The following is a 24704-nucleotide window of genomic DNA, read 5'->3' on the forward strand; positions in this document are numbered from 1 at the left end:
ATCATGAAACCTTCCGATCCCGCCATCAATGCGCTGGCCACCGCGCGTTCCGTCCTGCTCGAACCCTGGGGGCTGTCCGAATCCGACGCAGCCCGCGCCCTGGGTGAAATCTTCACCCACTCGGTCGATTATGCCGACCTGTATTTCCAGTACACGCGCAGCGAAGGCTGGAGCCTGGAAGAGGGCATGGTCAAGACGGGCAGCTTTTCCATAGGCCAGGGGGTCGGGGTGCGCGCGGTCAGCGGCGAGAAGACGGCGTTCGCCTATTCCGACGTATTGTCCGCCGATGCGCTGCTGTCGGCCGCGCGCACGGTGCGCAGCATCGGCCGCCAGGGCGGCGGGCGCCAGAAGGCGCTGGCGGTGCCGCCTCCGGCCGCGCATGGCCTGTATGCGCCGATCGATCCCTTGAGCACCCTGGAGGCGCCCGACAAGGTCGCCTTGCTGGAACGCATCGAGGCCATGGCGCGCAAGGCCGACCCGCGCATCATCCAGGTCATGGCCGGCCTGGGCGCCGAATACGACGTCATCCTGGTGGCCGGCAGCGACGGCCGCATGGTGGCCGACGTGCGGCCGCTGGTGCGCCTGTCCCTTACCGTGATCGCCGAGCAGAACGGCCGCCGCGAAATGGGCCACGGCGGCGGCGGCGGCCGGGTAGGGCTGGCCTACTTCACCGACGCCGTGCTGCGCTCTTATGTAGAGCGCGCCGCCCACGAAGCATTGGTCAATCTCGAGGCCCGGCCGGCTCCGGCCGGCGAAATGACCGTGGTGCTGGGTTCGGGCTGGCCCGGCATCCTGCTGCACGAGGCCGTGGGGCACGGCCTGGAGGGCGACTTCAACCGCAAGGGTTCGAGCGTATTCGCCGGCCGCATCGGGCAGCGCGTCGCCTCCAAGGGCGTGACCGTGATCGACGACGGCACCCTGGCCGATCGCCGCGGCTCGCTGAACATCGACGACGAGGGCAATCCGACCCAGCGCAACGTGCTGATCGAAGACGGCATCCTGCGCGGCTATATGCAGGATTCCACCAACGCGCGCCTGATGAAGACCTCGGTCACCGGCAATGGCCGGCGCGAATCCTTCGCGCACCTGCCCATGCCGCGCATGACCAATACCTACATGCTGGCGGGCAAAGAAGACCCGGCGGCCATCCTTTCCTCGGTCAAGAAGGGCCTGTATGCCGCCAATTTCGGCGGCGGCCAGGTGGACATCACCAGCGGCAAGTTCGTCTTTTCCGCGTCCGAGGCCTACATGATCGAAAACGGCAAGATCACCTATCCGGTCAAGGGCGCCACCTTGATCGGCAACGGCCCGGACGCCATGAACCGCGTCAGCATGATAGGCAACGACCTGCAACTGGATTCGGGCGTCGGCACTTGCGGCAAGGAAGGACAGAGCGTTCCGGTGGGCGTGGGCATGCCGACCGTGCGCATGGACGGCCTGACGGTGGGCGGCACGGCGCACGCCTGATTGTCGCCTTTGCGCCACGCCTGTTGCGTGGCCGGCCGCCTGCCGTTTGGCAGGCGGGGCCGTCTGTGCTAGGATTTACAGACCATGTACCGCGCTACCCAGTATTTCTTTTTTTATTTTTTTGCTTTTCCGAAACCGCTGGTGGAGGAAGGGAAGCGTCGTACCCGGTAAAAAAACCGAATTCCCCGAAAAAGCCGCCAGCGTCGCTAGGCGGCTTTTTTAATGCCGCCGTGTCCGGGCAAACAGCAAGAATGCCTGCGAGCGAACCGCCAGTGTGACGCCACACTCGACGGAATGGCCATCACCTTGGAGTCCAGCCGTGCTACACAATACCGACGATTTACGTATCCGCGAGATCAAGGAACTGAGCCCCCCGGCCCACGTCATGCGCGAATTCGCATGTACCACGAAAATCTCCGACACGGTATATCGGGCCCGGCGCGCCATACACAATGTGCTGCACGGGGCCGACGACCGGCTGGTGGTGATCATCGGGCCGTGTTCCATCCACAAGCCCGAGGCCGCGCTCGAATACGCCCAGCGCCTGAGCGAGCAGCGCGAGCGCCACAAAGGCGAACTGGAAATCATCATGCGCGTCTATTTCGAGAAGCCGCGCACGACGGTGGGCTGGAAAGGCCTGATCAACGACCCCATGCTCGACGGCAGCTTCAATATCAACCAGGGCCTGCGCACGGCGCGCGAGCTGCTGATCGACATCAACGACCTGGGCTTGCCCGCGGGCTGTGAATTCCTCGATATGATCACCCCTCAGTACATCGCCGACCTGGTGTCCTGGGGCGCCATCGGCGCGCGCACCACCGAAAGCCAGGTGCATCGCGAGCTGGCTTCCGGCCTGTCCTGCCCGGTGGGGTTCAAGAACGGCACCGACGGCAACGTGAAGATCGCGGTCGACGCCATCAAGGCGGCTTCGCAGCCGCACCATTTCCTGTCTGTCACCAAGGGCGGCCATTCGGCCATCGTATCGACCCTGGGCAACGAGGACTGCCATATCATCCTGCGCGGCGGCAAGGCCCCCAACTACGATGCCGCCAGCGTCGAGCAGGCCTGCCAGTTCCTGGTCAAGTCTTCCTTGCGGCCGCGGCTGATGATAGACGCCAGCCACGCCAACAGCAGCAAGGACTACCGCAAGCAGCCCGAGGTGGTGCAGGACATCGCCCACCAGCTCGAGCAGGGCGACGAGCGGATCTTCGGCGTCATGGTGGAAAGCCACCTTGTGGGCGGGCGCCAGGACCTGGTGCCGGGCCAGCCGCTGGTGTATGGCCAGAGCATCACCGACGGCTGCATCGACTGGGACACTTCGGTGCAGGTTCTGGATCGCCTGGCGGCCGCGGTCGCCAGCCGCCGCCAGGCGATCGCTGCTGCGGCCGTGGCCGGCGGCGACCTGGCCGCGTAGCGTCGCCGCATGGCTCGCGATGTACCGCCGGCGCCCGCCGCGGGCGGCGCCAGGCTGACGCCGCGACAACTGCGGTATTTCGTCGAGATCGTCAAGGCCGGCAGCCTGTCCGGCGCGTCCGGGCGTCTGGGCATCGCCCAGCCGGCGCTCAGCCAGCACATCGGCGCGATGGAAGAAGCCCTGGGGGCGCGCCTGTTCGAGCGCCACGCGCGCGGCATGAGGATCACGGCCGAAGGCCAGCGCCTGTACGGCCGGGCGCTGTCCATCCTGGACCAGCTCGGCGCGCTGCGCGAAGACGTGCGCGATGCGGCCGCCAATCCGCGCGGCCGGGTGCGCCTGGCGATCGCCGGGGCCTTGAGCACGGTGCTGGCCGCGCCATTGCTGCGCGCCGTGGGCGAGCGCTATCCCGATATCCGCCTCGATTTGATGGAGGGGCTGTCGCAGCGGGTGGCCGAACTGATCGAGTCGCGCGCGGTGGATCTGGCAATCTTCCCGGGCGCTGCCGACATGGAAGGCGTCACGGCGCGTCCCCTGTTCACCGAGAAACTTTATCTGTTCGGCGCCCCCGGCAGCCTGCCGGGGCGGGGCCGGACGCTGCGCTATGCCCGGGTCGCCGATTGCGCGCTGGTGGCTCCCGACCGCCGCCACGATTTGCGCAAGATGATGGAGCGCGAGGCGGTGGCGCAGGGCCTGAGCCTGAACGTGCGCTACGAGCTCAACAGCGCGCCCATGACCGTGGCCCTGGTCAGGGAAGGGCTGGCTTGCGCGGTGCTGCCGCGCAGCGCTTTCGGGGGCATGTTGCCGGCCTTGCCGGTGCAGTCCCGCCTGATCATCGAGCCGCAGCTCGACCGCGTGCAGTCGCTGGTCTGGTCGCATGACCGCCCGTTGGGCTCGGCCGCCAGCGCGCTGGTCGACCTGATCGCGGACGTCGTCGAGCAGGCCCTGGCCCGCCAAGACATATAAGTTTTTCTGAATACATCCCAGAAAAATATTGTATTTGTGCTGCCTCTCCCCGGTTTCCATAATAGAAGCGTGAAATGAACGCCGGAGGCCCTGTGCAGCAACAAAAAAACATGGTGATCGTCATGTCCGACGAGCACGACCCGAGGATGATGGGCTGTGCGGGGCATCCGTTCGTGCGCACGCCGGCGCTGGATGCGCTGGCCGCCGGCGGGGCGCGTTTCAGCAATGCTTATACCCCGAGCCCCATTTGCGTGCCGGCGCGCGCGGCATTCGCCACGGGCTGCCGCGTGCACCGCATCGGCTATTGGGACAATGCCATGGCCTACGACGGGGCGCAGCGCGGCTGGGGCCATGCGCTGCAGGAACGCGGCATCCGGGTCGAAAGCATAGGCAAGCTGCATTACCGCGCCGAGGAAGACCCGGCGGGTTTCGACGCGGAGCACATTCCCATGCATGTGGTGGGCGGCCACGGCATGGTCTGGGCTTCGATACGCGATCCCTATATATCGCGGCGCGACGGCCCGCGCATGCTGGGCGAACGTATCGGCCCGGGCGAATCGCCCTATACGGACTACGACCGCTCGGTGACCGGCATGGCGTGCGACTGGCTGCGGCAAGCCGCCCAGGACGGCGAGCCCTTCGTGTTGTATGTGGGCCTGGTGGCGCCGCATTTCCCGCTGATCGCGCCGCCGCAGTTCTATGCGCCCTACGATGCCATGGAACTGCCCGAGCCCAAGCTGCTGCCGCGCGACGGCTATGTGCGCCACCCCTGGGTGCAGGAATACGTGGACTTCATGGATTCCGAAAGCCGCTTCCGCAGCCCCGAAGAGCGCCGCATGGCTTTTGCCGCCTACTATGGGCTGTGCAGCTGGCTGGATCACAACGTCGGATGCATTGCCGACGCCGTGCGCCAGTCCGGGCTGGATGACAACACTTATATCGTATATACATCGGATCATGGTGAAAACCTGGGCGCGCGCGGTGTTTGGGGCAAATCGACCCTCTACCAGGAAAGCGTGTGCGTGCCCATGATTTTGTCCGGCCCGGGCATAGCGCCCGCGGTCTGCGATGCGCCGGTGGATCTGCTGGACCTGTATCCGACCATACTGCAGGCCGCCGGCGTCGCCACGCCGGCCTTGATGGAAGGTCGTCCCGGGCGTTCGCTGTTCGAGACGCTGGCCGACCCCGACCCGCAACGGCCGGTGTTCAGCGAATACCATGCCGCAGGCAGCAATAGCGCCGGCTACATGTTGCGCAAGGGGCGCTGGAAATACCACTACTACGTGCGCCACCGGCCCGAGCTGTTCGACCTGCAGGCCGACCCCGAGGAACTGCGCGACCTGGCCGGCGACCCGGCCTATGCCGCGGTGCAGGCCGAGATGCACGCCGCGCTGCTCGAGATTGTCGACCCCGAGGCGACCGACCGGCAAGCCAAGCGCGACCAGCGCGCCATGATAGAGCGGCTCGGCGGCCCGCAGCGGGCGGCGACCCTGGGGGCGCCGGGCGCCACGCCCGCCCCGCATACGCAAGGCGCCGCGGGCGCTTGAGCCCACGCTGCGCCGTCTTTCGGATACAGATCTGGATGGAGACCCGGACATGAATATCGCGCTACACCTGTTTTCGCGCCGCTGCCTGGCGCTGTTCTGCATGGCTTTTTTCGCATGCGGCGGCGCTGCGCGCGCCGAAGGCTATCCGTCCAGGCCCATACGCATGATCGTGCCGTACTCGGCCGGCGGCGGCATAGACGCCACCGCGCGCCTGTTCGCCAAGGGCATGGCGCAGCAACTGCATACGTCCATCGTCGTCGAGAACCGGCCGGGAGCGGGCGGCATGATAGGCGCGGAGGCCGTGGTGCGCGCCGCGCCCGACGGCTATACCGTGCTGTTCGCCGGCAATCCGGAGCTGGGCAGCAGCCCGCGCTTCTATGGCCGTGCGCCCTATGATCCCGTCAAGGACCTGCTTCCGGTCGCCCTGGTGGCCGAGTCTCCCACGGTCATCGTGGCCGCCTCGTCGCTGCAGGCCGCGACGCTGAAGGACGCCCTGGCCCTGGGCCGCCGCGATCCGGATCTGCTCACCGTGGCGACGGCGGGGGTCGGCACCACCCATCATTTCGCGCTGGAAGCGCTCAAGCACAAGAGCGGCGTGAATCTGCTGCATGTGCCATACAAAGGGGCTGCGCCCGCCACCATGGCCGTGCTCGGCGGCCAGACCAAGATGGCCATCGTCGGCCTGCCGCCCGCATTGCCGTACATCAAGTCCGGGCGCCTGCGCGCCTATGCCGTGCTGCAGCCCGAGCGTTCCGCTTTTCTGCCCGATGTGCCGACGATAGAGCAGGCCACCGGCCTGAAAGGCCTGGACTTCTTCGCCACCTGGTACGGGCTGGTGGTGCCGGCCCGCACCCCGGGCGCAGTAGTGGTGACCCTGGAAAAGGCCGCAAGAAGCGTGCTGGCCGAGCCGCAACTGGCCAGCGCGCTGGCCGCACAGGGCACGGAAGTCAAGCCGCTGTTCGGCGCGGATTTCGCGCAGCGCATCCGGCGCGAATGGGATCTGTACGGCGATCTGGCGCAGCAATACGGCATTACCTCCGAGCACGGAGCCAAATCCGGCGCGGCGCGCTAGCGGGGCCGCGCTCCGGCGCATGCCGGATGGAAGTGTTACATTCATCGACATAGGCGGCATCGCGTGGACGGTGCCTTGGAGCGGGCGCGGGCTTTGCGCCCGCCTGCGGCCAGGAGCGGCATACAAATGGACATACCCTATCTTTCCGGCGGCGAGCGCTGCGAGGTGCCGCAAGGCTTTCTGGATGCGCTGCGGGAACGCTTCGGCGCACGCTGTTCCAGCGCCCAGGCCGTGCGCGACCATCACGGGCGCGATGAATCGCCTTATCCCCCGATGCCGCCGGACGCCGTGGTGTATGCCGAGACCACCGAAGAGGTGGCCTGGGTGGCCCGGCTCTGCAACGAGCATCGCGTCCCGCTGATTCCCTACGGCGCGGGGTCTTCCATCGAAGGGCATCTGCTGGCGATCAGGGGCGGCATCAGCCTGGACCTTTCCGGCATGAACCGGGTGATCGCGGTCAATGCCGAAGACCTGACCGTCACCGTGCAGGCGGGGGTGACGCGCAAGCAGTTGAACGAAGAAATACGCGATACGGGGCTGTTCTTCCCGATCGATCCGGGCGCCGACGCGAGCCTGGGGGGCATGGCCGCCACCCGGGCCTCGGGCACCAATGCGGTGCGCTACGGCACCATGCGCGAGAACGTCATGAACCTGAAGGTCGTGACGGCCGACGGCCGCATCATCCAGACCGCCAATCGCGCCCGCAAGTCTTCGGCCGGCTACGACCTGACACGCATTTTCGTGGGCAGCGAAGGGACGCTGGGCATCATCACCGAGGTCACGGTACGCCTGTATCCGCAGCCCGAGGCGATCTCTGCCGCGATCTGCAATTTCCCCAGTCTCGACTCGGCGGTCAATAGCGTCATCGAGATCATACAGATGGGTATCCCGGTGGCGCGCGTGGAATTCCTGGACAGCGCGGCAGTCAGGGCCACCAATGCCTACAGCAAGCTCAGCCTGCGCGAGTCGCCGCTGCTGCTGTTCGAATTCCACGGCAGTCCCGCCGCCGTCAAAGAGCAGGCCGTGGCGGTGCAGGACATCACGCGCGAGCACGGCGGCATGGACTTCGACTGGGCCGAGCGGCCCGAGGACCGCAGCCGCCTCTGGACGGCACGCCACAATGCCTACTTCGCCGGGCTGCAACTGCGGCCCGGCTCGCGCGCCAGCACCACCGATGTGTGCGTGCCGATCTCGCGCCTGGCCGAGTGCGTCTCGGCCACCGCCCACGAACTGGACCAGGCCAGTTTTCCCTACATGATCGTGGGCCACGTGGGCGACGGCAATTTCCATGTGTTGATGCTGCTCGACCCCGACAGCCGCGAGCAATGGGAAGAATCCGAGCGGCTCAACCGGCGCCTGGCGCAGCGCGCCATCGACATGGACGGCACCTGCACGGGCGAGCACGGCATCGGCCTGCACAAGAAAGAGTTCATGCTTGCCGAGCACGGGCAGGACGCCCTGGACTTGATGCATGCCTTGAAGCATGCCTTCGATCCGCACAACATCCTGAACCCGGGCAAGATGCTGCCCTGAAGCCGGCGCGGCGTGATTGCGCGGCGATGCGGCGGGCGCTTTCCGGCGGCGCGCGAGCCGGACGATACCGCGTCCTGCACGCCTGCGCTTGCCGATTCTTAGGGTAGTCCCGATCATGTGTTTTCGGGGGGTTCGCGTTACATTCATGGCTAGAAGGAAGCCAATTACATGAACCAGAACCCGATGCCCCGGGTAGAGCAGCAGACACCGGATTTCCAGGGGCTCATTGCCAGGCTCAAGGCCGCCATCCCCGCACACTGCATCCTCTCCAGAATCGAGGACACCTGTCCCTACGAATGCGACGGGCTGTCCTTGTACCGTTGCCTGCCGCCGCTGGTGGTGCTGCCCGAAAACGAACAGCAGGTCATTGCCGTGATGCAGGCCTGCAAGGCCTTGAACATCCCCATCGTGGCGCGCGGCGCCGGCACCGGCCTTTCGGGCGGGGCCATGCCGCATGCGCAGGGCGTGGTGCTGGGCCTGTCCAAGCTCAATCGCATCATCGGCATCGACCCCGAATCGGCCACCGCCGTGGTGCAGCCGGGGGTGCGCAATCTCGCGATCTCCGAAGCCGCCGCGGCCCATGGCCTGTATTACGCGCCGGATCCCTCCAGCCAGATCGCCTGTTCGATCGGCGGCAATGTCGCCGAGAATTCCGGAGGCGTGCATTGCCTCAAGTACGGCCTGACGGTGCACAACATCTTGCGCGCGCGCGTGGTCACTATAGACGGCAATGTGCTGGAACTCGGCTCCGAGGCCCCGGATGCGCCGGGGCTGGACCTGCTCGCCGTGTTCATAGGTTCCGAGGGCATGCTCGGCGTGGTCACCGAGGTCACGGTCAAGCTGATCCCGCGCCCGGCCTGTGCACGGGTCGTCATGGCCAGCTTCGCCAGCGTCGAAGCCGCGGGGCAGGCGGTCACCAACATCATTGCCGCGGGCATTATTCCGGCCGGCCTCGAAATGATGGACAAGCGCGCCGTGCATATGGTGGAGCCCTTTGTATGCGCCGGCTACGACCTGGACGCCGCGGCGATCCTGTTGTGCGAGTCCGACGGCACGCAGGACGAGGTCGACGACGAGATCGAGCGCATGGAAGCGGTGTTCCGCGGCGCCGGCGCCACCCGCCTGCAAGTGTCGGCCTCCGAGGCCGAGCGCCTGAAGTTCTGGGCCGGGCGCAAGAATGCCTTTCCCGCCGCGGGCCGGATTTCGCCCGACTACTATTGCATGGACGGCACCATACCGCGCCGCCATCTGGCGCGCGTGCTCGGCGCCATCGAGCAGATGGAAGACGAATACGGCTTGCGCTGCGCCAACGTGTTCCACGCAGGCGACGGCAATCTGCATCCTTTGATCATGTTCGATTCCAACCAGCCGGCCGAGGTCGAGCGCGCCGAGAAATTCGGTGCCTCGATCCTCGAATTGTGCGTGCAGGTGGGCGGCACGGTCACCGGCGAGCACGGCATAGGCATCGAGAAGATCAACCAGATGTGCGTGCAGTTCAAGCCCGAAGAGCTCGGCGCTTTCTCCGCCGTCAAGGCGGCGTTCGATCCCTACGGGCTGCTCAACCCCGATAAAGTCATACCCACGCTGGCCCGCTGCGCCGAATACGGCAAGATGCACGTGCACGGCGGCGACATCAGCTTCCCCGAATTGCCTCGTTTTTGAGACCCCTATGGAGTTCGTTCTAGCAGAATTGAGCGATCAGGTCATGACTGCGCGTGCCGCGCAGCGGCCCTTGTCGATACGCGGAGGCGCCACCAAGCGCTTCTATGGTGAAGCCACCGATCTCGAAGACCTGCACAGCCATGCCGTGCTCGACATGTCGGGCCTGTGTGGCGTGGTGAATTACCAGCCGTCCGAACTGGTGATCACTGCCCGCGCCGGCACGCTGCTCTCGGATATCGAGCAGGTGCTCGACCAGGAAGGGCAGATGCTGGCTTTCGAGCCGCCGCGCCTGGGCGCGGCCTCGACCCTGGGCGGCTGCGTCGCCTCCGGGCTTTCGGGGCCCAGGCGCATGGCGGCGGGCAGCCTGCGCGATTTCGTGCTGGGCGCCAAGTTGCTCGATTCCACCGGCGTGGTGCTGGAATTCGGCGGCGAGGTCATGAAGAATGTCGCCGGCTACGATGTGTCGCGGCTGCTGGCGGGCTCCATGGGCGTGTTCGGCGCCCTGGTGGAAGTCTCGCTGAAGGTGGCCCCCAAGCCTTTCGAAGAGGCCACCCTGGTGCTGCAGGCCACGGAATCCGAGGCGCTGCGGCATTTCGGCCGCTGGCGTACGCAGCCTTTGCCCATATCGGCTACCTGCTGGGAAGACCCGGGCGAGGGCGGCCGCGTCTCGGTGCGCTTGTCCGGCAGCGGCTCGGCGGTGGCGGCGGGCGTGCGCCAAATAGGCGGGCAACGGCTGAACGAAGACGAGGCGCAGGCCTACTGGACCAGCTTGCGCGACCAGACGCATGCGTTTTTCCAGAGCCGCCCCTTGTGGCGCCTGGCCCTGCCGCCGCAGGCCGGGGCGCTGCAGGCCGGTCCCACCCTGATCGAATGGAACGGCGGGCAGCGCTGGCTGGCCGCCGATGCCGACCCGATCGAGCTGCGCCGGCGGGTGCAGGCGCTGGGCGGCCACGCCACGCTGTTCCGCTACGAATACAAGCCGGCAGGCGTGCCGGTGTTCCATCCGCTGGCCTCCGGCATCATGGACGTGTCGCGCCGGCTCAAGCAGGAATTCGATCCGGTGGGGATCTTCAACCCCAAGCGCCTGTTTCCCGATTTTTGAACGGGGTTGCCGCATTGATTACAAATCCGCATGAGCATGAGGTAGTGACGTGCAAACCAATCTAGCAGCCTGGGCGCGAGACAGCGAGCTGGGCAAGGAGGCCGAGGAAATCCTGCGCCGCTGTGTGCATTGCGGGTTCTGCACGGCCACCTGTCCTACTTATCAGGTGCTGGGCGACGAGCTCGACAGCCCGCGCGGGCGCATCTATCTGATCAAGCAGGTGCTGGAAGGCGTCGAGCCCACCTCGGCCACGCAGCAGCATCTGGATCGTTGCCTTACTTGCCGCAACTGCGAAACCACCTGTCCCTCGGGGGTGCAGTACGGGGCCCTGGTCGATATCGGCCGCAAGCTGGTGGACGAAAGAGTCGAGCGCCCCGTGGCTCAGCGCGCCACGCGCGCGCTGTTGCGCCGCACGCTGACTTCGTCGTTGTTCGCGCCCGCCTACAAGCTGGGCCGGGCGCTGCGTCCCGTCCTGCCGGCCGTGCTGCGCAACAAAATCGCCGCGGCGCGCCCGGCGGGCAAGCTGCCCGAAGGCGCCGGCTTGGCGCGCCAGGTGCTGATGCCGGCCGGTTGCGTGCAGCCGGCCATGATGCCTTCCATCGACGCCGCGACGGTGCGCGTGCTGCATGCCGTGGGCATAGGCACGATCACGGCCGCGGGGGCGGGTTGCTGCGGCGCCATCAATTTCCATCTCGATGCCCAGGACGACGCGCTGCGCCAGATGCGCGCCAATATAGACGCCTGGCTGCCGCTGCTCGACAGCGGTCGGGTGGAGGCCATCGTCATCAACGCCTCGGGCTGCGGCGCCATGATGCGCGAATATGCGCATCACCTGCGCTTCGATGCCGAATACGCCGCCAAGGCCCTGCGTTTCGTCGACAAGGTCAAGGATGTCGCCGAGATACTCGCGCCTCATGCGGCGGAACTCCGGTCCGCACTGGGCGATCTGCCCCAGCCGCTGGTATTCCATCCCCCTTGCACGCTGCAGCACTGGCAGGCCCTGCGCGGCGTTACCGAGCGCCTGCTCGGGGAGCTGGGCTTCGACTTGCAGCCGTTTGCCGAGTCGCATCTATGCTGCGGTTCGGCCGGCACCTATTCCGTAACCCAGCCCGAGCTGTCCAAGGCTTTGCGCGACCGCAAGCTGCAGGCGCTGCAGGCGGGCGGCCCGGCCGGCATCGTATCGTCCAATATGGGCTGCATCGGCCATCTGCAAAGCGGAACCGGCACGCCCGTCAGGCACTGGATCGAGACTGTGGACGCGGCCCTGAAAGGCTCGGCCTAGCCCGGTATGCCCAGGGCCGGATCTTGCGCGGTTCGGCCTGTTGATGTTCTGCCCTGGCCGACGGCGCCCGGCCGCCTTGCGGGGCGCGCTGGCTGGGTTTGCCGCCGCGGCTCGCCCCGCCGCGGCCCATTTCCCTGGCCTCAGGGGGCCGCCCAGGGCAGTTTTCCCGTTTCCGGCGGCGTTTCGGGCTTCCCGGGGTGTTTTCATATCAAAACGGGCGCTCCAGCAAAGTATTATTTCCGTTGAGCAAAGGTCGGCGACGGACGAGCTCGTTACATTGATGCATATTTCCAGCAGTTCCGGACCCTCGGCCCGGCTTTCGGCTTCCCTTGGGCCATAGTCTTCACAGGCTTGGTTCCGGGCATCAGGCCATACGAAGGGGCAGGAAGATGCACACACAATTGCCCAGCGATTTGTATTCCTCATCAGGCGCCGCCTACGGGCCGCATGTCCTGCTCATAGACGACGATCTCGAGGAATTGCGACCTTTGGTCGATGCCTTGTCGCGCCGCAACTTCCGTGTCAGCGTCGCGCGCGACGGCTTGCAGGGATATGGGCGCGCCACGGTCGGCATGCCCGATCTGGTGCTGCTCGAGGCCGGCATGGCCGGCATGAACAGCCTGGCGGTATGCCGGCGCCTGAAGGCCAATCCCCGTACCGCGGCGATTCCCGTGATTTTCCTCAGTTCGAACTCGGAACTCGAGCATCGCCTGGCCGGCCTGAGCACTGGAGCCGTCGACTACATCGTCAAGCCTTGCGCCCCGGAAGAGGTCATCGCCCGCATCGACATCCATCTCGAGCTGGCGCGCGGCTATCGCCGCGACGATCTGTCCGAGGCCGTGCAGAACCTCAGCGATGCCGAGGTCCTGGTGCGGTCCACCCAGCGTTACCTGTCGGACCGGCTGCGCGATACGCCCGCGGCCGATGTGCTGGCCCGCGCCTTGGGTACGACCGAGAAACGCCTGGTGCGCGCATTTCGCGAATGCCTGGGGCTGACCGTCTTCGAATACGTGCGCCACGAACGCATGCGCATGGCCAAGCGCCTGTTGGCGCAGACCTCCCTGCGCGTAGCGTCGATTGCCGACGAAATGGGTTTTTCCAGCGCCGCGAATTTCTCCACCGCGTTCCGCGAACATGCCGGCGTTTCGCCATCGGTGTTCCGGAAGAACTCGTCCCTGAGCCACCTGCCCGCCGTCGCCAGGCCCGGGCCGCAGCCGGATGCCCAAGGCGAAGAGCAGGGCGATTCCGCCGAGATGGCGCAAGCCTGATCCACGCCCGTGCGGGCGGCGCCGTGGGATTAAAATGCGCCCATGGCTAATTCATCCGCATCGAAAGGGCGCGTCGTGGTGGGCATGTCCGGGGGGGTCGATTCCTCGGTCGCCGCGTGGCTGCTGAAACAACAGGGCTACGAAGTGCTCGGCCTGTTCATGAAAAACTGGGAAGACGACGACGATTCCGAATATTGCTCGTCGCGCCAGGACTGGCTCGACGCGGCCAGCGTGGCCGACCTGGTGGGCGTGGACATCGAGGCGGTGAACTTCGCCGCCGAATACAAAGAACGCGTCTTTGCCGATTTCCTGCGCGAGTATTCGGCGGGGCGCACGCCCAACCCCGACGTGTTGTGCAATGCCGAGATCAAGTTCAAGGCCTTCCTCGACCACGCCATGACGCTGGGCGCCGACCTGATCGCCACCGGCCACTATGCCCGGGTGCGGGCACGCGAGCACCAGTCTGGCGCGCTGCGCTACGAACTGCTCAAGGCGCTGGATTCGACCAAGGATCAAAGCTATTTCCTGCACCGCCTGAATCAGGCGCAACTGGCCCGCACCCTGTTCCCGCTGGGCGAGCTGCACAAGACCGAGGTGCGGCGCATCGCCCGCGAACTGGGCCTGCCCAATGCCGCGAAAAAAGATTCCACCGGCATCTGCTTCATCGGCGAAAGGCCTTTCCGCGAATTCCTCGGCCGCTACCTGCCTACTCGGCCCGGCCTAATACGCAGCGACGCCGGCGATGTGCTGGGCGAGCATCACGGCCTGTCCTTCTACACGCTGGGCCAGCGCAAGGGCCTGGGCATAGGCGGGGTCAAGGGCCGCCAGCGCGACGACGGCACGGCCGACGCCTGGTACGTGGCGCGCAAAGATCTCGCCAGCAACACGCTGTACGTGACCCAGGGGCATGACCATCCCTGGCTGCTGGCGCGCAGCCTGTGCGCGGACGAGGCCAGCTGGGTGGCCGGCAGCGCGCCGCCGGCCGGCGCGTATGCGGCCAAGACACGTTACCGCCAGGCGGATGCCCCCTGTACTTTCAGGGACACGGAAGGCGGCGCCTTCGAGCTGGATTTCGAGCAGCCCCAATGGGCCGTCACGCCCGGCCAGTCGGCGGTGCTCTACGACGGCGACGTCTGCCTGGGCGGCGGCTTCATCGCGCTGCAGGAAGCACTTGCGCCAGTGGCGGCGTAAGCCGGGCGAAGAATCGGGGGGGAAAGAGGGAAACGCCGGCATTTGGTGCCGGCGGGGCTTCAGGCCTGGGGCGGCAGACTGGCGACGAAAGACGGGCGTTGCGCGAGCTTTTCTTCGAGCCGGGCCAGATGGCCGTACTGCTGGCGCCAGTTGAGGTCTTCGAAGCGCAGGTCCAGATACCCCAGCGCACAGCCTACGGCGATATCGGCCAGGCTGAAATTGATGCCCATGCAGAACGGCTGGGTATTCAGGCCCTGGTCCATGAAGCCGAGCGCCGCGGCGATTTTCTTGTGCTGGCGTTCTATCCAGGCTTCGCTGCGCAGTTCCGCGGGGCGCTGCCTGTTTTCCATGTTGATGGCGGTGGCCGCATCGAGCACCCCGTCGGCGATGGCTTCCCAGCATTTGGTCGCGGTGCGGTCACGCCCGGGCTGCGGAATCAGCCGGCCCACGGGCGACAGGGTGTCGAGATATTCGACGATGACGCGGGAATCGAACAAGCTGCCGCCGTCGTCCATGAGCAGGCAAGGCACCTTGCCCAGGGGATTGGATTCCTGAATGGTGGTTTCCTCGGCCCAGACGTTTTCCAGCACGAATTCGTAGTCGAGCTTTTTTTCCGCCATGACGACGCGCACTTTGCGTACGTACGGGCTAGTCAGGGAACCAATCAGTTTCATGGCAAAAAGAGGGTGGTTACAGGCGGAAAAAAGTATAGCAGGATAATCCCGCCGCTTAGCCGCACGGAAGGCTGGAATCGGGCCTTCCGGCGACATAAATCGTCAATATGTGGTTTATATGCGGCTCGCATCGCAGGCCGGTTCCGGGCCTGCGGCCGGGGCGCCGCGCCGCGGCATGCGCGGCGGCGGGCCCCGCGGCGGCAGCGCCGTGCGGGCGATGGGCCGGATGATAAAATTTGCACTCGAATTCAAGCCTTTACGTTACTACACTACGCGATTCTTACCCACGAGCCCCCCTGATGCAGATAGCCGAACAACCTAGTTATTTGAATGCTCTTTCGCCGCTGGACGGCCGTTACGCCGCCAAAGGGCTGCCGCTGCGGGGCCTGCTGTCGGAGGCTGCGTTCATGGCGCATCGCGTCGAGGTCGAGATCGCGTGGCTGGTCGGCTTGTCCGACGCCGGCCTGCCCGAACTGCCGCCTTTCTCGCAACAGGCGCGCGCCACGCTGCGCGAGCTGGTGCAAGGGTTTTCCGAGCGCGATGCCGCGCTCATCAAGGAAATCGAAAAAACCACCAATCACGACGTCAAGGCCGTCGAGTACTGGCTCAAGGAACGCGTGGCCGACAATCCCGAATTGTCGCGCGCCAGCGAGTTCATCCACTTCGCCTGCACGTCCGAAGACATCAACAACACTTCGCACGCGCTCATGCTGACGCGCGCGCGTTCGCAATTCATCGTGCCGCGCCTGAACGAAGTGTGCGGGCAGTTGCAGGCCTGCGCCCAGCGCTACGCCGAACAGCCGATGCTGTCGCGCACCCACGGCCAGCCCGCCAGCCCGACCACGCTGGGCAAGGAATTCGCCAATGTCGCGGCGCGCCTGCAGCGCGCCATCGACGCGATCGCCGCCGTGCAGCCCCTGGCCAAGCTCAATGGCGCCACCGGCAATTACAACGCACACATGGCCGCCTATCCGGAGATCGACTGGCCCGCCTTCAGCGCCAAGGTGCTCGAAGGGCTGGGGCTGGTGCAGAATCCCTACACCATACAGATCGAGCCGCACGACTGGATGGCGGCGCTGTTCGACGCGGTGGCGCGCGCCAATACCATCGTGCTGGACCTGGACCGCGACATCTGGGGCTACATCGCCCTGGGCTACTTCCGCCAGCGCCTCAAAGAAGGCGAAGTCGGGTCGTCCACCATGCCGCACAAGGTCAACCCCATCGACTTCGAGAATTCGGAAGGCAATCTCGGCCTGGCCAATGCGCTGCTGCGCCACCTGTCCGAAAAATTGCCGATATCGCGCTGGCAGCGCGACCTGACCGACTCCACGGTGCTGCGCAACCTGGGCGTGGCCTTCGGCTACTGCGCCGTGGCCTGGGACGCCTGCCTGCGCGGCATCGGCAAGCTGGAATTGAATGCGCAGGCCATCGACGCCGATATCGATGGCTGCTGGGAAGTGCTGGCCGAGCCCGTGCAGACGGTGATGCGCCGCTATGGCCTGCCGCAGCCTTACGAGCAGCTCAAGGCCCTGACACGCGGCAAGGGCATAGACCAGGAGGCCCTGCGCACCTTCATCGCCGGGCTGGATCTGCCGGCCGAGCCCAAGGCGCGCTTGCTCGCCATGACGCCGCGCTCGTATATAGGCCTGGCCGCCGGGCTGGCGCGCGGCATCGGCCAGTAGGGCATAGAAGACCGCGGGCGGCTCTGCGCCGCCCGCCCGTGCCCTTGCGCTTCAAGCGATACGGCACGCAGTCTCGAAAGACAGCCGCGGTAGCCGCGGATGCCGCGGCGGCCGCTGGCCATAACCCAGGTTGCACAAAAAGTTCACTTCGAAGCCCGGGGGCAGGAAGGCTGCGCGCACGGCTTGCGCGTCGAAGCCGCCCATGGGGCCGCAGTCCAGCCCGAGTGCGCGCGCCGCGGCAATGAAATAGCCGCCCTGCAGGCTGCCATTGCGCATGGCGGCTTCGCGCGCCTGTTCCTCCGTTGCGTTGAACCACGTCCTGGCCTCGGGCTGTTGCGGATAGAGGCGCGGCAGATGCTCGTGGAACTCCAGGTCGTAGGCGATGATGGCGGTTACCGGCGCCAGCCGCGTCTGTTCGCGGTTGCCCTCGGCCATCAGCGGCAGCAGCGATTGCTTGGCCTGGGCGCTGCATACGAAGACGATGCGTGCCGGCAGGCAATTCGCCGACGTGGGGCCCAGTGCCATCAATTCGTAGAGCTCGCGCAGCAAGGCCTGCGGCACCGGCCGCGGCTGCCACGCGGTGTAAGTGCGGGCCTCGCGGAACAGGCGGTCGATGCTGTATTCGTCCAGGCGTTCAGTGCCGGCGTCCGTGGCCGCGGCGAGTGTGGCGGCGGCCTTCATGCCCGCGCCTGCCGCGATTGCGGGCCGCGCAGCAGCTTGCCGGGCAGGGCCCCCGTGGCCTGCCCGCGCTCGAAGATCGGGGCGCCGTCGACCAGCGTGGCCACGTAGCCGTCGGCGCGCTGCACCAGCCGGCGCCCGCCTGCCGGCAGGTCGAATGCCATTTCGGGGCCATACAGCCGCAGGGCTTGCGGATCGATGATGTTGATGTCGGCCTTGTATCCGGCTTGCAGCAATCCCCGGTCGTCGAGCCCATAGACGCGGGCAGTATCCTGGGTCTGCCGCTTGACCACGTGTTCCAGCGGCAGGTGCGGGCCGCGCCTGCGGTCGCGGGTCCAGTAGCTCAGCATGAAGGTAGGCATGCTCACGTCGCAGATATAGCCGCAATGGGCGCCGCCATCGGACAGGCTGTTGACGGTGTTTGCATGCTGCAGCATCTGGTGCAAATGGTCCAGGTGCTGGTAGGAATAATTGAACGAGGGGTAATAGAGTATCGCCTTGCCGTCTTTTTCCAGCATCAGGTCGTAGATGATTTCCAGGGGCGGGCGGCCACTGCGCTGTGCCATCGCTGCGACGCTTTGTTCCGGCAAGGGCTCGTAGTCGGGGTCTTCGCCCAGCGGGTAGATCTTGTGGAAGCTGCCGAACAGCGTTTCGGCGCGCCGGTCGCGCAGGCCTACCTGTTCGTTCATGATCCGGTTGCGCACTTGCGGGTCGCGCAGTTGCGCCAGCAGTTGTTCGAAGGGCAGGTGCTGCAGCGCCTGGAAGCTGGGATGGTATATGAATGGATGCAGTGTGCTTTGCCACGAGAACAGTATGCCCAGCGGGCGGCCGCTGATCCCGCCCATCAGCGGAACATCCTCGTCGCGGGCGCGATCCAGCACCGACAGCAATTGCTTCCAGACATCCGGCGCCGGGTCCGTTTGCTGCAGATTGAACAGCACCGGCAGGCGGTTGTGGCGCGCCAATTGTTCGAGCCAGGGAATCTCCTGTTCCATCGCCGGATGATTGGCCGTCATCTGGAACACGCCATGGCCGACCTCGCCCAGCACGCTGCCCAGCGCCATCAGCTCGTCTTCGGTGGCGAAGGTGCCGGGCGGATATTTGCGTTCGTCGTACTTGTGCAGGAAGGTGCGGGCGGTGGAAAAGCCCAGCGCGCCGGCCCGTAGCGCATCGCGCACCAGTTCGCGCATCGCCACCAGGTCGGCGGGCGAGGCCTCGTCGTGATGTATGGCGCGATCCCCCATCACATAGGCGCGCACGGCCGAGTGCGGGATCTGTGCGCCGATATCCAGCGCCTTGGGCCGCCGGTCCAGCGCGTCGAGGTATTCGGGGAAAGTCTCCCAGTCCCACTGTATGCCCTCGGACAGCACGCTGCCGGGGATGTCTTCGACGCCTTCCATGACCTTGATCAACCATTCGCGGCGCTGCGGCTGCACGGGGGCGAAGCCGACCCCGCAATTGCCCATGATGGCGGTAGTGACGCCGTGCCACGTCGAGGGGCTGAGATAGGGATCCCAGGTGGCCTGGCCGTCGTAGTGGGTGTGGATGTCCACCCAGCCCGGCGTGGCCAGGCAGCCCTCGGCGTTCAGCTCGCGCCGGGCGGGGCCCGCCTTGCCGCCGGCCTGCACGATGCGTCCGTCCTCTATCGCCAGGTCGCCGGTATAGCCCGGCTGCCCGCTGCCGTCGACCAGGGTGGCGCCGCGTATGGCGAGGTCATGCATGAAACTTCTCCTGTTAGTCCAGAGTAATGTGTGCCTGCTCGATGACCTTGCCCCAGCGGACATAGTCCTGGTGCACGATATCGTTGAAGGCTTTGGGGCCGGCGCCGCTGACTTCGTTGCCGTTGGCTTCCACGAACTTGATTACGGCAGGCGTTTCCAGCGCCTTGCGGAACACCGTGGCGATGCGCTCGGCCAGCGCCGGCGGCATGTTGCCGGGGCCGAACAGGCCTTGCCAGCCGACGATGTCCAGGCCTTTTATGCCTTGCTCGTCGAAAGTCTGCAGCTTGGGCAATACCTTGAGGCGATGGGGCGTCGCGGTGCCCAGCAACTTGACCTTGCCGGCGCGGAAGTTCTCGACCGCGGTGGCCGTCCCGTCGAAATAGATCTGGACTTCTCCGGCGAGCAGGGCGCGGCTGGCGTCGGCCGTGCCTTTGTAGGGCACGTGCACGATGTCGATATGCGCGGCGCGCTTGAGAATCTCGCCGTTCAGGTGCGAGGTCGAGCCGATGCTGTAGGAGCCGAAGTTCAGTTTGCCCGGGTGCGCCTTGGCGTAGGCGATCATCTCGTGGGTCGTATTGAACGGCGCGTTCTTGTTCGCTTCGAGGATGGTTGCCGAGCGCACGAACTGCTCGATCGGGGTGAAGTCCTTGAACGGATCGTAGGGCAGCTTCTTGTACAGATGCGGGTTCTGCGTGTGGGTGACGACGATGGTGTAGAGCAGGGTGTTGCCGTCGGGCGCGCTGTGCGCCACGGTCTCGGCGCCGATGATGGTGCTGGCGCCCGGTTTGTTCTCGACGATCACGGACGCGCCGGTTTGCTGCGACACCGTCTGGGCCAGCATGCGCGCCAGCGTGTCCGAACCCGAACCCGCCGGGAAGGGCACGATGAGCCGCACCGGCTTGCCGGCTTGCGGCCATTGCACGGTTGCGGCCGAACAGGCCGCCGACAGCGCCAGGCCGCCCAGGCAGGCGAGTGCGCTGCGGCCCAGCGTTCTTCGGGTCAGTGTGCCCAGCGCCAGGAAAATCGAAGCGAGCCGCGACGGGTTCGTTGTCTTGTTTTGCATGGTCTCCTCCTTGGTGTGATGTTTGTAATCGACAGCGTTTGCAACTTTATGCTTGCCATGAACTCAAATCAAATGCATATTTATCCTGTATTCAATGAGAAAAACACATAATGCTCAGTCTGCGCGCCTTGAGGCATTTTTCCGTGCTCGTCGAAGAGCGCAACTATTCTCGTGCTGCATTGCGGCTGCACCTTACGCAGTCGGCGCTCAGCCGCAGCATCCAGTCGCTGGAAGACGAGCTCGGGCTGCAGTTGCTGGATCGCACCGCCACGGGCATGGAGCCGACGCAGACCGGCCGCATGGTGCTGGACTACGCCCATCGCATCCTGGGAGAAGAGCAAGCGCTGCGACGCGAATCCGAGCTGATCCGCGGCCATGATTCCGGCCGCGTGGCTTTCGGCGTGGGCGTATTCCCGGCCGCCGGGCTGCTGTCGCCTTTGCTGACCCGGGTGGCGTGCGAATATCCGGGCCTGAGCGTGCATGTGGAAATAGAAAGCTGGCAGCGCCTGTTCGACAAGCTGCGCCGCGACCGGCTGGATTTCGTGGTGGCCGTCACGCACAGCCTGCCGCCTTCGTCCGAATTCCGGGCGCGGCCGCTGCCGCCGCAGCATGGCGGCTTGTTCGTGCGCCGCGGTCATCCGCTGCTGCAGGCGCGCAAGCGCGAATTGCGCAGCCTGCTGGGCCAATACCGCCTTGCGGCCACGGACTTGCCGGCGCGGGCGCGCGAACATCTGGCGCGCATGTATCGTGTGCTCAGCCCCGAGCAACTGCCCATAGGGCTGGAATGCGATAGTGTTGCGACGCTGCGCGATGTGACGCTACACAGCGACGTGGTGCTGTTCAGCACCTACGAGGCCATACGCCACGAGATCGAGGCCGGGCTGCTGGCGGCCCTGCCCGTGGAGTATTCGACTTTCGGCGCCCTGACATACAGTATCATTCACCATGAACGGCGCAGCCTGTCGCCCGCCGCGGAAAAGCTCATAGAACTGATCCAGGAACTGTTGCCGCAAGGCGGTGCTGCCGCGCACAAGTCCGCACAGGCACGGCGGCGCAGCCCCGCCACGCGGCGTGCGCGCTCGCCCGCGTAGCCGGCATCTGGCGCAGTGGCATGGCCGCAAGGCGCATCGGCGCTTCGGATTTCCAAGCTTTTGAATGCCTCGTAACGGAGATTTGTCATGGTCCTGAAACACAAGCTGGTTCCACTCGCCGCGCTCATCCTGGCAGGGGCCTTGTCCGCGCCGGCCTCGGCACAGTTCGCAAAGGCCAAGGACGCCCAGGAATATCGCGAGGCCGCCATGACGCTCATGGGCTCGCATTTCGGGCGCATGCTGCCGGTGGTCAAGGGCCAGATTCCCTACGACAAAGAAAAGATCAAGGAAAACGTCGCCATACTCAACGTGCTGGCGACCTTGCCCTGGGCGGGCTTCGCGCCGGGTTCCGAGGGAGGCAAGGCCAAGGACGACGTCTGGCTGGACCCCGACGGCTTCAAGCAGGCGCAGAACAAATTCCACGCCAGCCTGAAAAAGCTCACTACGGCCGCCGATGCGGGCGACTACGATGCGTTCCGGGTGGCTTTCGGCGATGTCGCCAAGAGCTGCAAGTCCTGTCACGACTCCTACCGCCAGAAAAAGAAATAGTCGCGTTCCGGTCCGGTCCGGTCCGGGGCGCTGCCCGTCCCGTCTCCTGTGTACCCCGCCGTTCATCCAGGCGTGTAGGCGCGCCATCGGCCTGCACAGGCAGCAGGTGCGGGTGGCAAAGTACAAGAAGAAACAAATGCGGGCGCGAAGTCTCGACGGAGGCTTATTTGTCGCGCCACACCTCGGGGTCCAGTTGGCAAATCTCGATGATTTCCTGGACGAGCAGTCTTCTGGATTCGGGCAGGGACCGGATTTTCTCGATTATTTGCAGCTCTTCGGGTGTCGGAGTGATGGGCACAGGCTCCTGAAGCCGAATCGCGGCCTTGGGACGATCCGGGGTCCCATATAGCAGCCAAGAGGGCGACACATTCAGCCACGTCGACAAGGTCTTGAGCTTGTCCGGGGTCGGGCGGCTCCTGCCCGTCAGCCACTTATGGGCCGATTGCGTACTGATGGCCGTGCCGGAGTGTCTCAAGCTGAACTGCACCGCCAGATCGGCAGCCGTCTCGATCTTCTTCGGGCTGCGCTTGAGCGCCTGCCGCAACCGAGCCGCAAAGGCCAGCTTGTCGTCCATTTTTTGCATGGACGAAGTGTGGAAGAAAGAGCTGCTCGCGTGAAACCTGATGGTTTAATGCGTTAAACTATAAGTTCATTTTGTATCACTTACAAATAAACGCTCGTCAAAGGGCAAGAGCGTATCTGGGGCGATTTTCGCAGGTTTCGAGCAAAATCCGCCAGACAAATCGCCGGCGCAGCCCCAGAGTTTTCCTAAAAATAAAATGCATTTCCCGAGGGGCGCTCAGCCATGAATCTACCCGAGCTCGTCGCTCTGTTCTTCCATCCGCAGGGCAAGGGCGGAAAAACGATACTCGTGGACGTAGGCCCTCATTTGCTAGAGGCGGCCAAGCGGACGGGGGATTACGAGCTTCGGACGCTGGTTCCTCCCGCCAGTGTCCAGGCCTTGGCGGTCAACGGAGCACAGTTTCATTTATCCAGGCAGGGCGCCATCCACGTATGGTTGGCGGGCAAGCTGGTCGTGGCGGAAGCCGAAGCGGATTGTGTCCGCTATCGGGCGCGCAAGCTGGACCCTGCCGAACTGGAATATTTGAACGCCTACATGGTAGCCATCGGAAGGCGTTGGGACGATCCGGATCAACCGGGCATGCCCCAGGCCGTGGCTTCGTCCAAAGAAGCGCCTGCCTCGATACAAGACCGTCTTGTACAAGGGCTCTACAAGTTCGTGGCGCGCAGTCTATTGCGGCCATGATCGGGGCTTTGGCCGTCGTGGCCAAGGCTTGTGCGCTCAAGTAGGCGAAGCTCGCCGCGGCATGTTGCTGCGACGCTTTGCCGTTGAATATGGCCGCCGGGCTTTGATTTGCACTGAGGCGATGCGTTCTTAATGACGCGCGGCTTCCGTCAGGTGGTACTACGCCGCGGCAACTCCGTCACCGCAGGCGAGTGAAAGTCATCGCAGGCGAGTGAAATATTCGTCCAGTTCGCAGCGAGTAGTCACGGTCTCGTTCACGGGAGCCTGCGGGTCCGCATAGCCGATCGCCATGCCGCACACGATGCAGTCCCTTTCGCCCAGCCCCAGCGTGCGGCGTATCAGGCCGGGATAGGACGCCAGCGCGCCTATGCCGCAACTGGCCAGGCCTTCGGCCTGGGCCGCCAGCATCAGGCCGTACAGCGTCATGCCGAGATCCATGTAGCCGCCCGCCCCGAACTCGCGGTCTATCGTCACGATCAGCGCAACGGGCGCATCGAAGAAAAAGAAGTTGCGCTCGAATTGCCGGTCACGGCCTGCACGGTCCTCGCGCGCCACGCCCACGGCCCGATACAAGGCCTGGGCCGCCGCCACTTGGCGGCGCCGCAGGCTCATGGGCATGGGCTGGGGAAAATAACCATAGTCTTCGGGTTCCTGGCGCCCGTCGCGGCACGCTTCGACCAGGGCTGACGACAAGCGGCCGCGGATCCCGCCTTCGATCTGTATGAAACGGCCCGGCTGCAGGTTGGCCCCGCTGGGCGCACGCCGCGCAAGCTGCAACAGGCGCTCGAGTGTGCCGGCCGGCAGCGGCCGGTCCTGGAAGGCTCGCACCGACCTGCGATCGCCGGCCAGCGCCGCAAAATTGCAGGGCAGCACGGATTCGACGGGCTCCGGACGCAGGGGCAATGCCATTTGATGTAGATAAGCTCTGATATGGATAGGCTTGACGCGGGAAGCAAACCGCAGGGCGGAACAGGGAACCGCAGGAGAAAACATTCTACCTTGGTGCCGTTCGTGCGATGCGCCCATGCATCGGACTTCTGAAACAGCGGCGATCGACGGCCATTGCGGCCCGTCTGCAAGGCCGCCGGAACATTCTCGAAATTTACTATATAATGCACGTCTTGCCGCAGCCGGCCTCCTGTTCCAGGAAGCGCAGGCCAGGCTTTCGGGCTGTTAGCTCAGTTGGTAGAGCAGCGGACTCTTAATCCGTAGGTCGAGTGTTCGAGCCACTCACAGCCCACCATAGATATCAAGCACATACGCCAATCCTTCGGGGTTGGCGTTTTGCTGGCTCTTCCGGCTCTACCCCATAAACGGGGGATCAGGGCATTCATTACACTCGGTTAATCACCGGCTCTACCCCATAATCGGGGGATACGGGCATTCATCACACTCGGTTAATCACCCCGTTCCAACCGCACTGGGCCAAGACCCGCATGCGGTAATTCTCAAAATTCCTGAAGCCATACGCCCGGCGC

Annotated in this window: 21 protein-coding genes and 1 tRNA gene; 16 read left to right on the forward strand and 6 right to left on the reverse strand. The window is 65.3% G+C overall.

Going from position 1 to position 24704, the window contains the following annotated elements; genetic code table 11:
• Positions 1–3 precede the first annotated feature (3 nt).
• The 11 genes from tldD to mnmA all read left to right on the forward strand — a co-directional run bounded on the left by tldD (position 4) and on the right by mnmA (position 14501).
• The gene (tldD, locus tag KVP10_RS20040) at positions 4–1467 is read left to right on the forward strand and encodes a metalloprotease TldD (RefSeq protein WP_217966527.1); all 1464 of its coding nucleotides are present in this window, start codon (positions 4–6) and stop codon (positions 1465–1467) included.
• A gap of 319 nt (positions 1468–1786) precedes the next feature.
• Entirely contained in the window at positions 1787–2881 is a 1095-nt protein-coding gene (gene aroG / locus KVP10_RS20045; protein WP_217966528.1) for a 3-deoxy-7-phosphoheptulonate synthase AroG, read from the forward strand.
• A gap of 9 nt (positions 2882–2890) precedes the next feature.
• Positions 2891–3844 (forward strand): LysR family transcriptional regulator, encoded by a 954-nt coding sequence (locus KVP10_RS20050; protein WP_217966529.1) that lies wholly within the window; start codon positions 2891–2893, stop codon positions 3842–3844.
• Positions 3845–3936: 92 nt separating this feature from the next.
• Entirely contained in the window at positions 3937–5391 is a 1455-nt protein-coding gene (locus tag KVP10_RS20055) for a sulfatase family protein (RefSeq protein WP_343218780.1), read from the forward strand.
• 49 nt (positions 5392–5440) lie between these two features.
• Positions 5441–6463: a Bug family tripartite tricarboxylate transporter substrate binding protein gene (locus KVP10_RS20060; protein WP_246600868.1), complete on the forward strand. Its 1023-nt coding sequence runs from the start codon at positions 5441–5443 to the stop codon at positions 6461–6463.
• Between the two features lie 126 nt (positions 6464–6589).
• Entirely contained in the window at positions 6590–7996 is a 1407-nt protein-coding gene (locus tag KVP10_RS20065; protein WP_217966531.1) for an FAD-binding oxidoreductase, read from the forward strand.
• Between the two features lie 183 nt (positions 7997–8179).
• Positions 8180–9658, forward strand: a complete 1479-nt coding sequence (locus KVP10_RS20070) for an FAD-linked oxidase C-terminal domain-containing protein (protein ID WP_376811003.1) — start codon at positions 8180–8182, stop codon at positions 9656–9658.
• A 7-nt stretch (positions 9659–9665) separates the two neighbouring features.
• The gene (glcE, locus tag KVP10_RS20075) at positions 9666–10760 is read left to right on the forward strand and encodes a glycolate oxidase subunit GlcE (protein WP_217966533.1); all 1095 of its coding nucleotides are present in this window, start codon (positions 9666–9668) and stop codon (positions 10758–10760) included.
• 49 nt (positions 10761–10809) lie between these two features.
• Entirely contained in the window at positions 10810–12042 is a 1233-nt protein-coding gene (gene glcF / locus KVP10_RS20080; protein ID WP_217966534.1) for a glycolate oxidase subunit GlcF, read from the forward strand.
• Between the two features lie 389 nt (positions 12043–12431).
• Entirely contained in the window at positions 12432–13310 is an 879-nt protein-coding gene (locus KVP10_RS20085; protein WP_217966535.1) for a response regulator transcription factor, read from the forward strand.
• Positions 13311–13352: 42 nt separating this feature from the next.
• Positions 13353–14501: a tRNA 2-thiouridine(34) synthase MnmA gene (gene mnmA, locus KVP10_RS20090; RefSeq protein ID WP_217966536.1), complete on the forward strand. Its 1149-nt coding sequence runs from the start codon at positions 13353–13355 to the stop codon at positions 14499–14501.
• A 59-nt stretch (positions 14502–14560) separates the two neighbouring features.
• Here the strand turns inward: mnmA and KVP10_RS20095 are convergent, their stop codons facing one another.
• Complete coding sequence (locus KVP10_RS20095) at positions 14561–15175, reverse strand: glutathione S-transferase N-terminal domain-containing protein (protein ID WP_217966537.1); 615 nt, start codon at positions 15173–15175, stop codon at positions 14561–14563.
• A 299-nt stretch (positions 15176–15474) separates the two neighbouring features.
• Here KVP10_RS20095 and purB point away from each other — a divergent pair, with 299 nt between their 5' ends.
• Positions 15475–16857, forward strand: coding sequence for an adenylosuccinate lyase (gene purB, locus KVP10_RS20100; protein ID WP_217966538.1), 1383 nt, complete (start codon positions 15475–15477; stop codon positions 16855–16857).
• 51 nt (positions 16858–16908) lie between these two features.
• Here purB and KVP10_RS20105 read toward each other — a convergent pair whose 3' ends face one another.
• Genes KVP10_RS20105 through KVP10_RS20115 form a run of 3 tightly spaced genes read right to left on the reverse strand, consistent with a single transcriptional unit; the run spans position 16909 to position 20319 of the window.
• On the reverse strand, positions 16909–17538 hold the full coding sequence (locus KVP10_RS20105) for a malonic semialdehyde reductase (RefSeq protein WP_217966539.1): 630 nt from the start codon (positions 17536–17538) through the stop codon (positions 16909–16911).
• Positions 17535–19256 (reverse strand): N-acyl-D-amino-acid deacylase family protein, encoded by a 1722-nt coding sequence (locus KVP10_RS20110; protein ID WP_217966540.1) that lies wholly within the window; start codon positions 19254–19256, stop codon positions 17535–17537. Before KVP10_RS20110 ends, KVP10_RS20105 begins: the two co-directional genes overlap by 4 nt.
• A gap of 13 nt (positions 19257–19269) precedes the next feature.
• Positions 19270–20319, reverse strand: coding sequence for a Bug family tripartite tricarboxylate transporter substrate binding protein (locus KVP10_RS20115; protein WP_217966541.1), 1050 nt, complete (start codon positions 20317–20319; stop codon positions 19270–19272).
• Between the two features lie 110 nt (positions 20320–20429).
• On the opposite strand from KVP10_RS20115, the gene KVP10_RS20120 reads away from it, so the two are divergent.
• Both KVP10_RS20120 and KVP10_RS20125 read left to right on the forward strand, forming a co-directional pair.
• Entirely contained in the window at positions 20430–21410 is a 981-nt protein-coding gene (locus KVP10_RS20120; protein WP_246600869.1) for a LysR family transcriptional regulator, read from the forward strand.
• Between the two features lie 87 nt (positions 21411–21497).
• Entirely contained in the window at positions 21498–21959 is a 462-nt protein-coding gene (locus tag KVP10_RS20125; protein WP_217966542.1) for a c-type cytochrome, read from the forward strand.
• Positions 21960–22122: 163 nt separating this feature from the next.
• Here the strand turns inward: KVP10_RS20125 and KVP10_RS20130 are convergent, their stop codons facing one another.
• The gene (locus KVP10_RS20130; protein ID WP_217966543.1) at positions 22123–22542 is read right to left on the reverse strand and encodes a transcriptional regulator; all 420 of its coding nucleotides are present in this window, start codon (positions 22540–22542) and stop codon (positions 22123–22125) included.
• 222 nt (positions 22543–22764) lie between these two features.
• On the opposite strand from KVP10_RS20130, the gene KVP10_RS20135 reads away from it, so the two are divergent.
• Positions 22765–23226, forward strand: a complete 462-nt coding sequence (locus tag KVP10_RS20135; RefSeq protein ID WP_217966544.1) for a hypothetical protein — start codon at positions 22765–22767, stop codon at positions 23224–23226.
• A 198-nt stretch (positions 23227–23424) separates the two neighbouring features.
• Here the strand turns inward: KVP10_RS20135 and KVP10_RS20140 are convergent, their stop codons facing one another.
• On the reverse strand, positions 23425–24135 hold the full coding sequence (locus tag KVP10_RS20140) for a nitroreductase (protein ID WP_217966545.1): 711 nt from the start codon (positions 24133–24135) through the stop codon (positions 23425–23427).
• A gap of 258 nt (positions 24136–24393) precedes the next feature.
• Here KVP10_RS20140 and KVP10_RS20145 point away from each other — a divergent pair.
• Positions 24394–24469, forward strand: a tRNA-Lys gene (locus KVP10_RS20145).
• Positions 24470–24704: the final 235 nt, after the last annotated feature.

It is taken from the genome of Candidimonas humi, from assembly GCF_019166065.1.
Classification (GTDB): Bacteria; Pseudomonadota; Gammaproteobacteria; order Burkholderiales; family Burkholderiaceae_B; genus Candidimonas; species Candidimonas humi.

What these genes read in the sequence shown, in the direction of transcription:
- tldD (WP_217966527.1), top strand. Translation starts at nt 4, where the DNA reads ATGAAACCTTCCGATCCCGCCATCAATGCGCTGGCCACCGCGCGTTCC.
- KVP10_RS20050 (WP_217966529.1), top strand. Translation starts at nt 2,891, where the DNA reads ATGGCTCGCGATGTACCGCCGGCGCCCGCCGCGGGCGGCGCCAGGCTG.
- KVP10_RS20060 (WP_246600868.1), top strand. Translation starts at nt 5,441, where the DNA reads ATGAATATCGCGCTACACCTGTTTTCGCGCCGCTGCCTGGCGCTGTTC.
- KVP10_RS20065 (WP_217966531.1), top strand. Translation starts at nt 6,590, where the DNA reads ATGGACATACCCTATCTTTCCGGCGGCGAGCGCTGCGAGGTGCCGCAA.
- KVP10_RS20070 (WP_376811003.1), top strand. Translation starts at nt 8,180, where the DNA reads ATGCCCCGGGTAGAGCAGCAGACACCGGATTTCCAGGGGCTCATTGCC.
- glcE (WP_217966533.1), top strand. Translation starts at nt 9,666, where the DNA reads ATGGAGTTCGTTCTAGCAGAATTGAGCGATCAGGTCATGACTGCGCGT.
- KVP10_RS20085 (WP_217966535.1), top strand. Translation starts at nt 12,432, where the DNA reads ATGCACACACAATTGCCCAGCGATTTGTATTCCTCATCAGGCGCCGCC.
- mnmA (WP_217966536.1), top strand. Translation starts at nt 13,353, where the DNA reads ATGGCTAATTCATCCGCATCGAAAGGGCGCGTCGTGGTGGGCATGTCC.
- KVP10_RS20095 (WP_217966537.1), bottom strand. Translation starts at nt 15,175, where the DNA reads ATGAAACTGATTGGTTCCCTGACTAGCCCGTACGTACGCAAAGTGCGC.
- purB (WP_217966538.1), top strand. Translation starts at nt 15,475, where the DNA reads ATGCAGATAGCCGAACAACCTAGTTATTTGAATGCTCTTTCGCCGCTG.
- KVP10_RS20105 (WP_217966539.1), bottom strand. Translation starts at nt 17,538, where the DNA reads ATGAAGGCCGCCGCCACACTCGCCGCGGCCACGGACGCCGGCACTGAA.
- KVP10_RS20110 (WP_217966540.1), bottom strand. Translation starts at nt 19,256, where the DNA reads ATGCATGACCTCGCCATACGCGGCGCCACCCTGGTCGACGGCAGCGGG.
- KVP10_RS20115 (WP_217966541.1), bottom strand. Translation starts at nt 20,319, where the DNA reads ATGCAAAACAAGACAACGAACCCGTCGCGGCTCGCTTCGATTTTCCTG.
- KVP10_RS20120 (WP_246600869.1), top strand. Translation starts at nt 20,430, where the DNA reads ATGCTCAGTCTGCGCGCCTTGAGGCATTTTTCCGTGCTCGTCGAAGAG.
- KVP10_RS20125 (WP_217966542.1), top strand. Translation starts at nt 21,498, where the DNA reads ATGGTCCTGAAACACAAGCTGGTTCCACTCGCCGCGCTCATCCTGGCA.
- KVP10_RS20130 (WP_217966543.1), bottom strand. Translation starts at nt 22,542, where the DNA reads ATGCAAAAAATGGACGACAAGCTGGCCTTTGCGGCTCGGTTGCGGCAG.
- KVP10_RS20135 (WP_217966544.1), top strand. Translation starts at nt 22,765, where the DNA reads ATGAATCTACCCGAGCTCGTCGCTCTGTTCTTCCATCCGCAGGGCAAG.
- KVP10_RS20140 (WP_217966545.1), bottom strand. Translation starts at nt 24,135, where the DNA reads ATGGCATTGCCCCTGCGTCCGGAGCCCGTCGAATCCGTGCTGCCCTGC.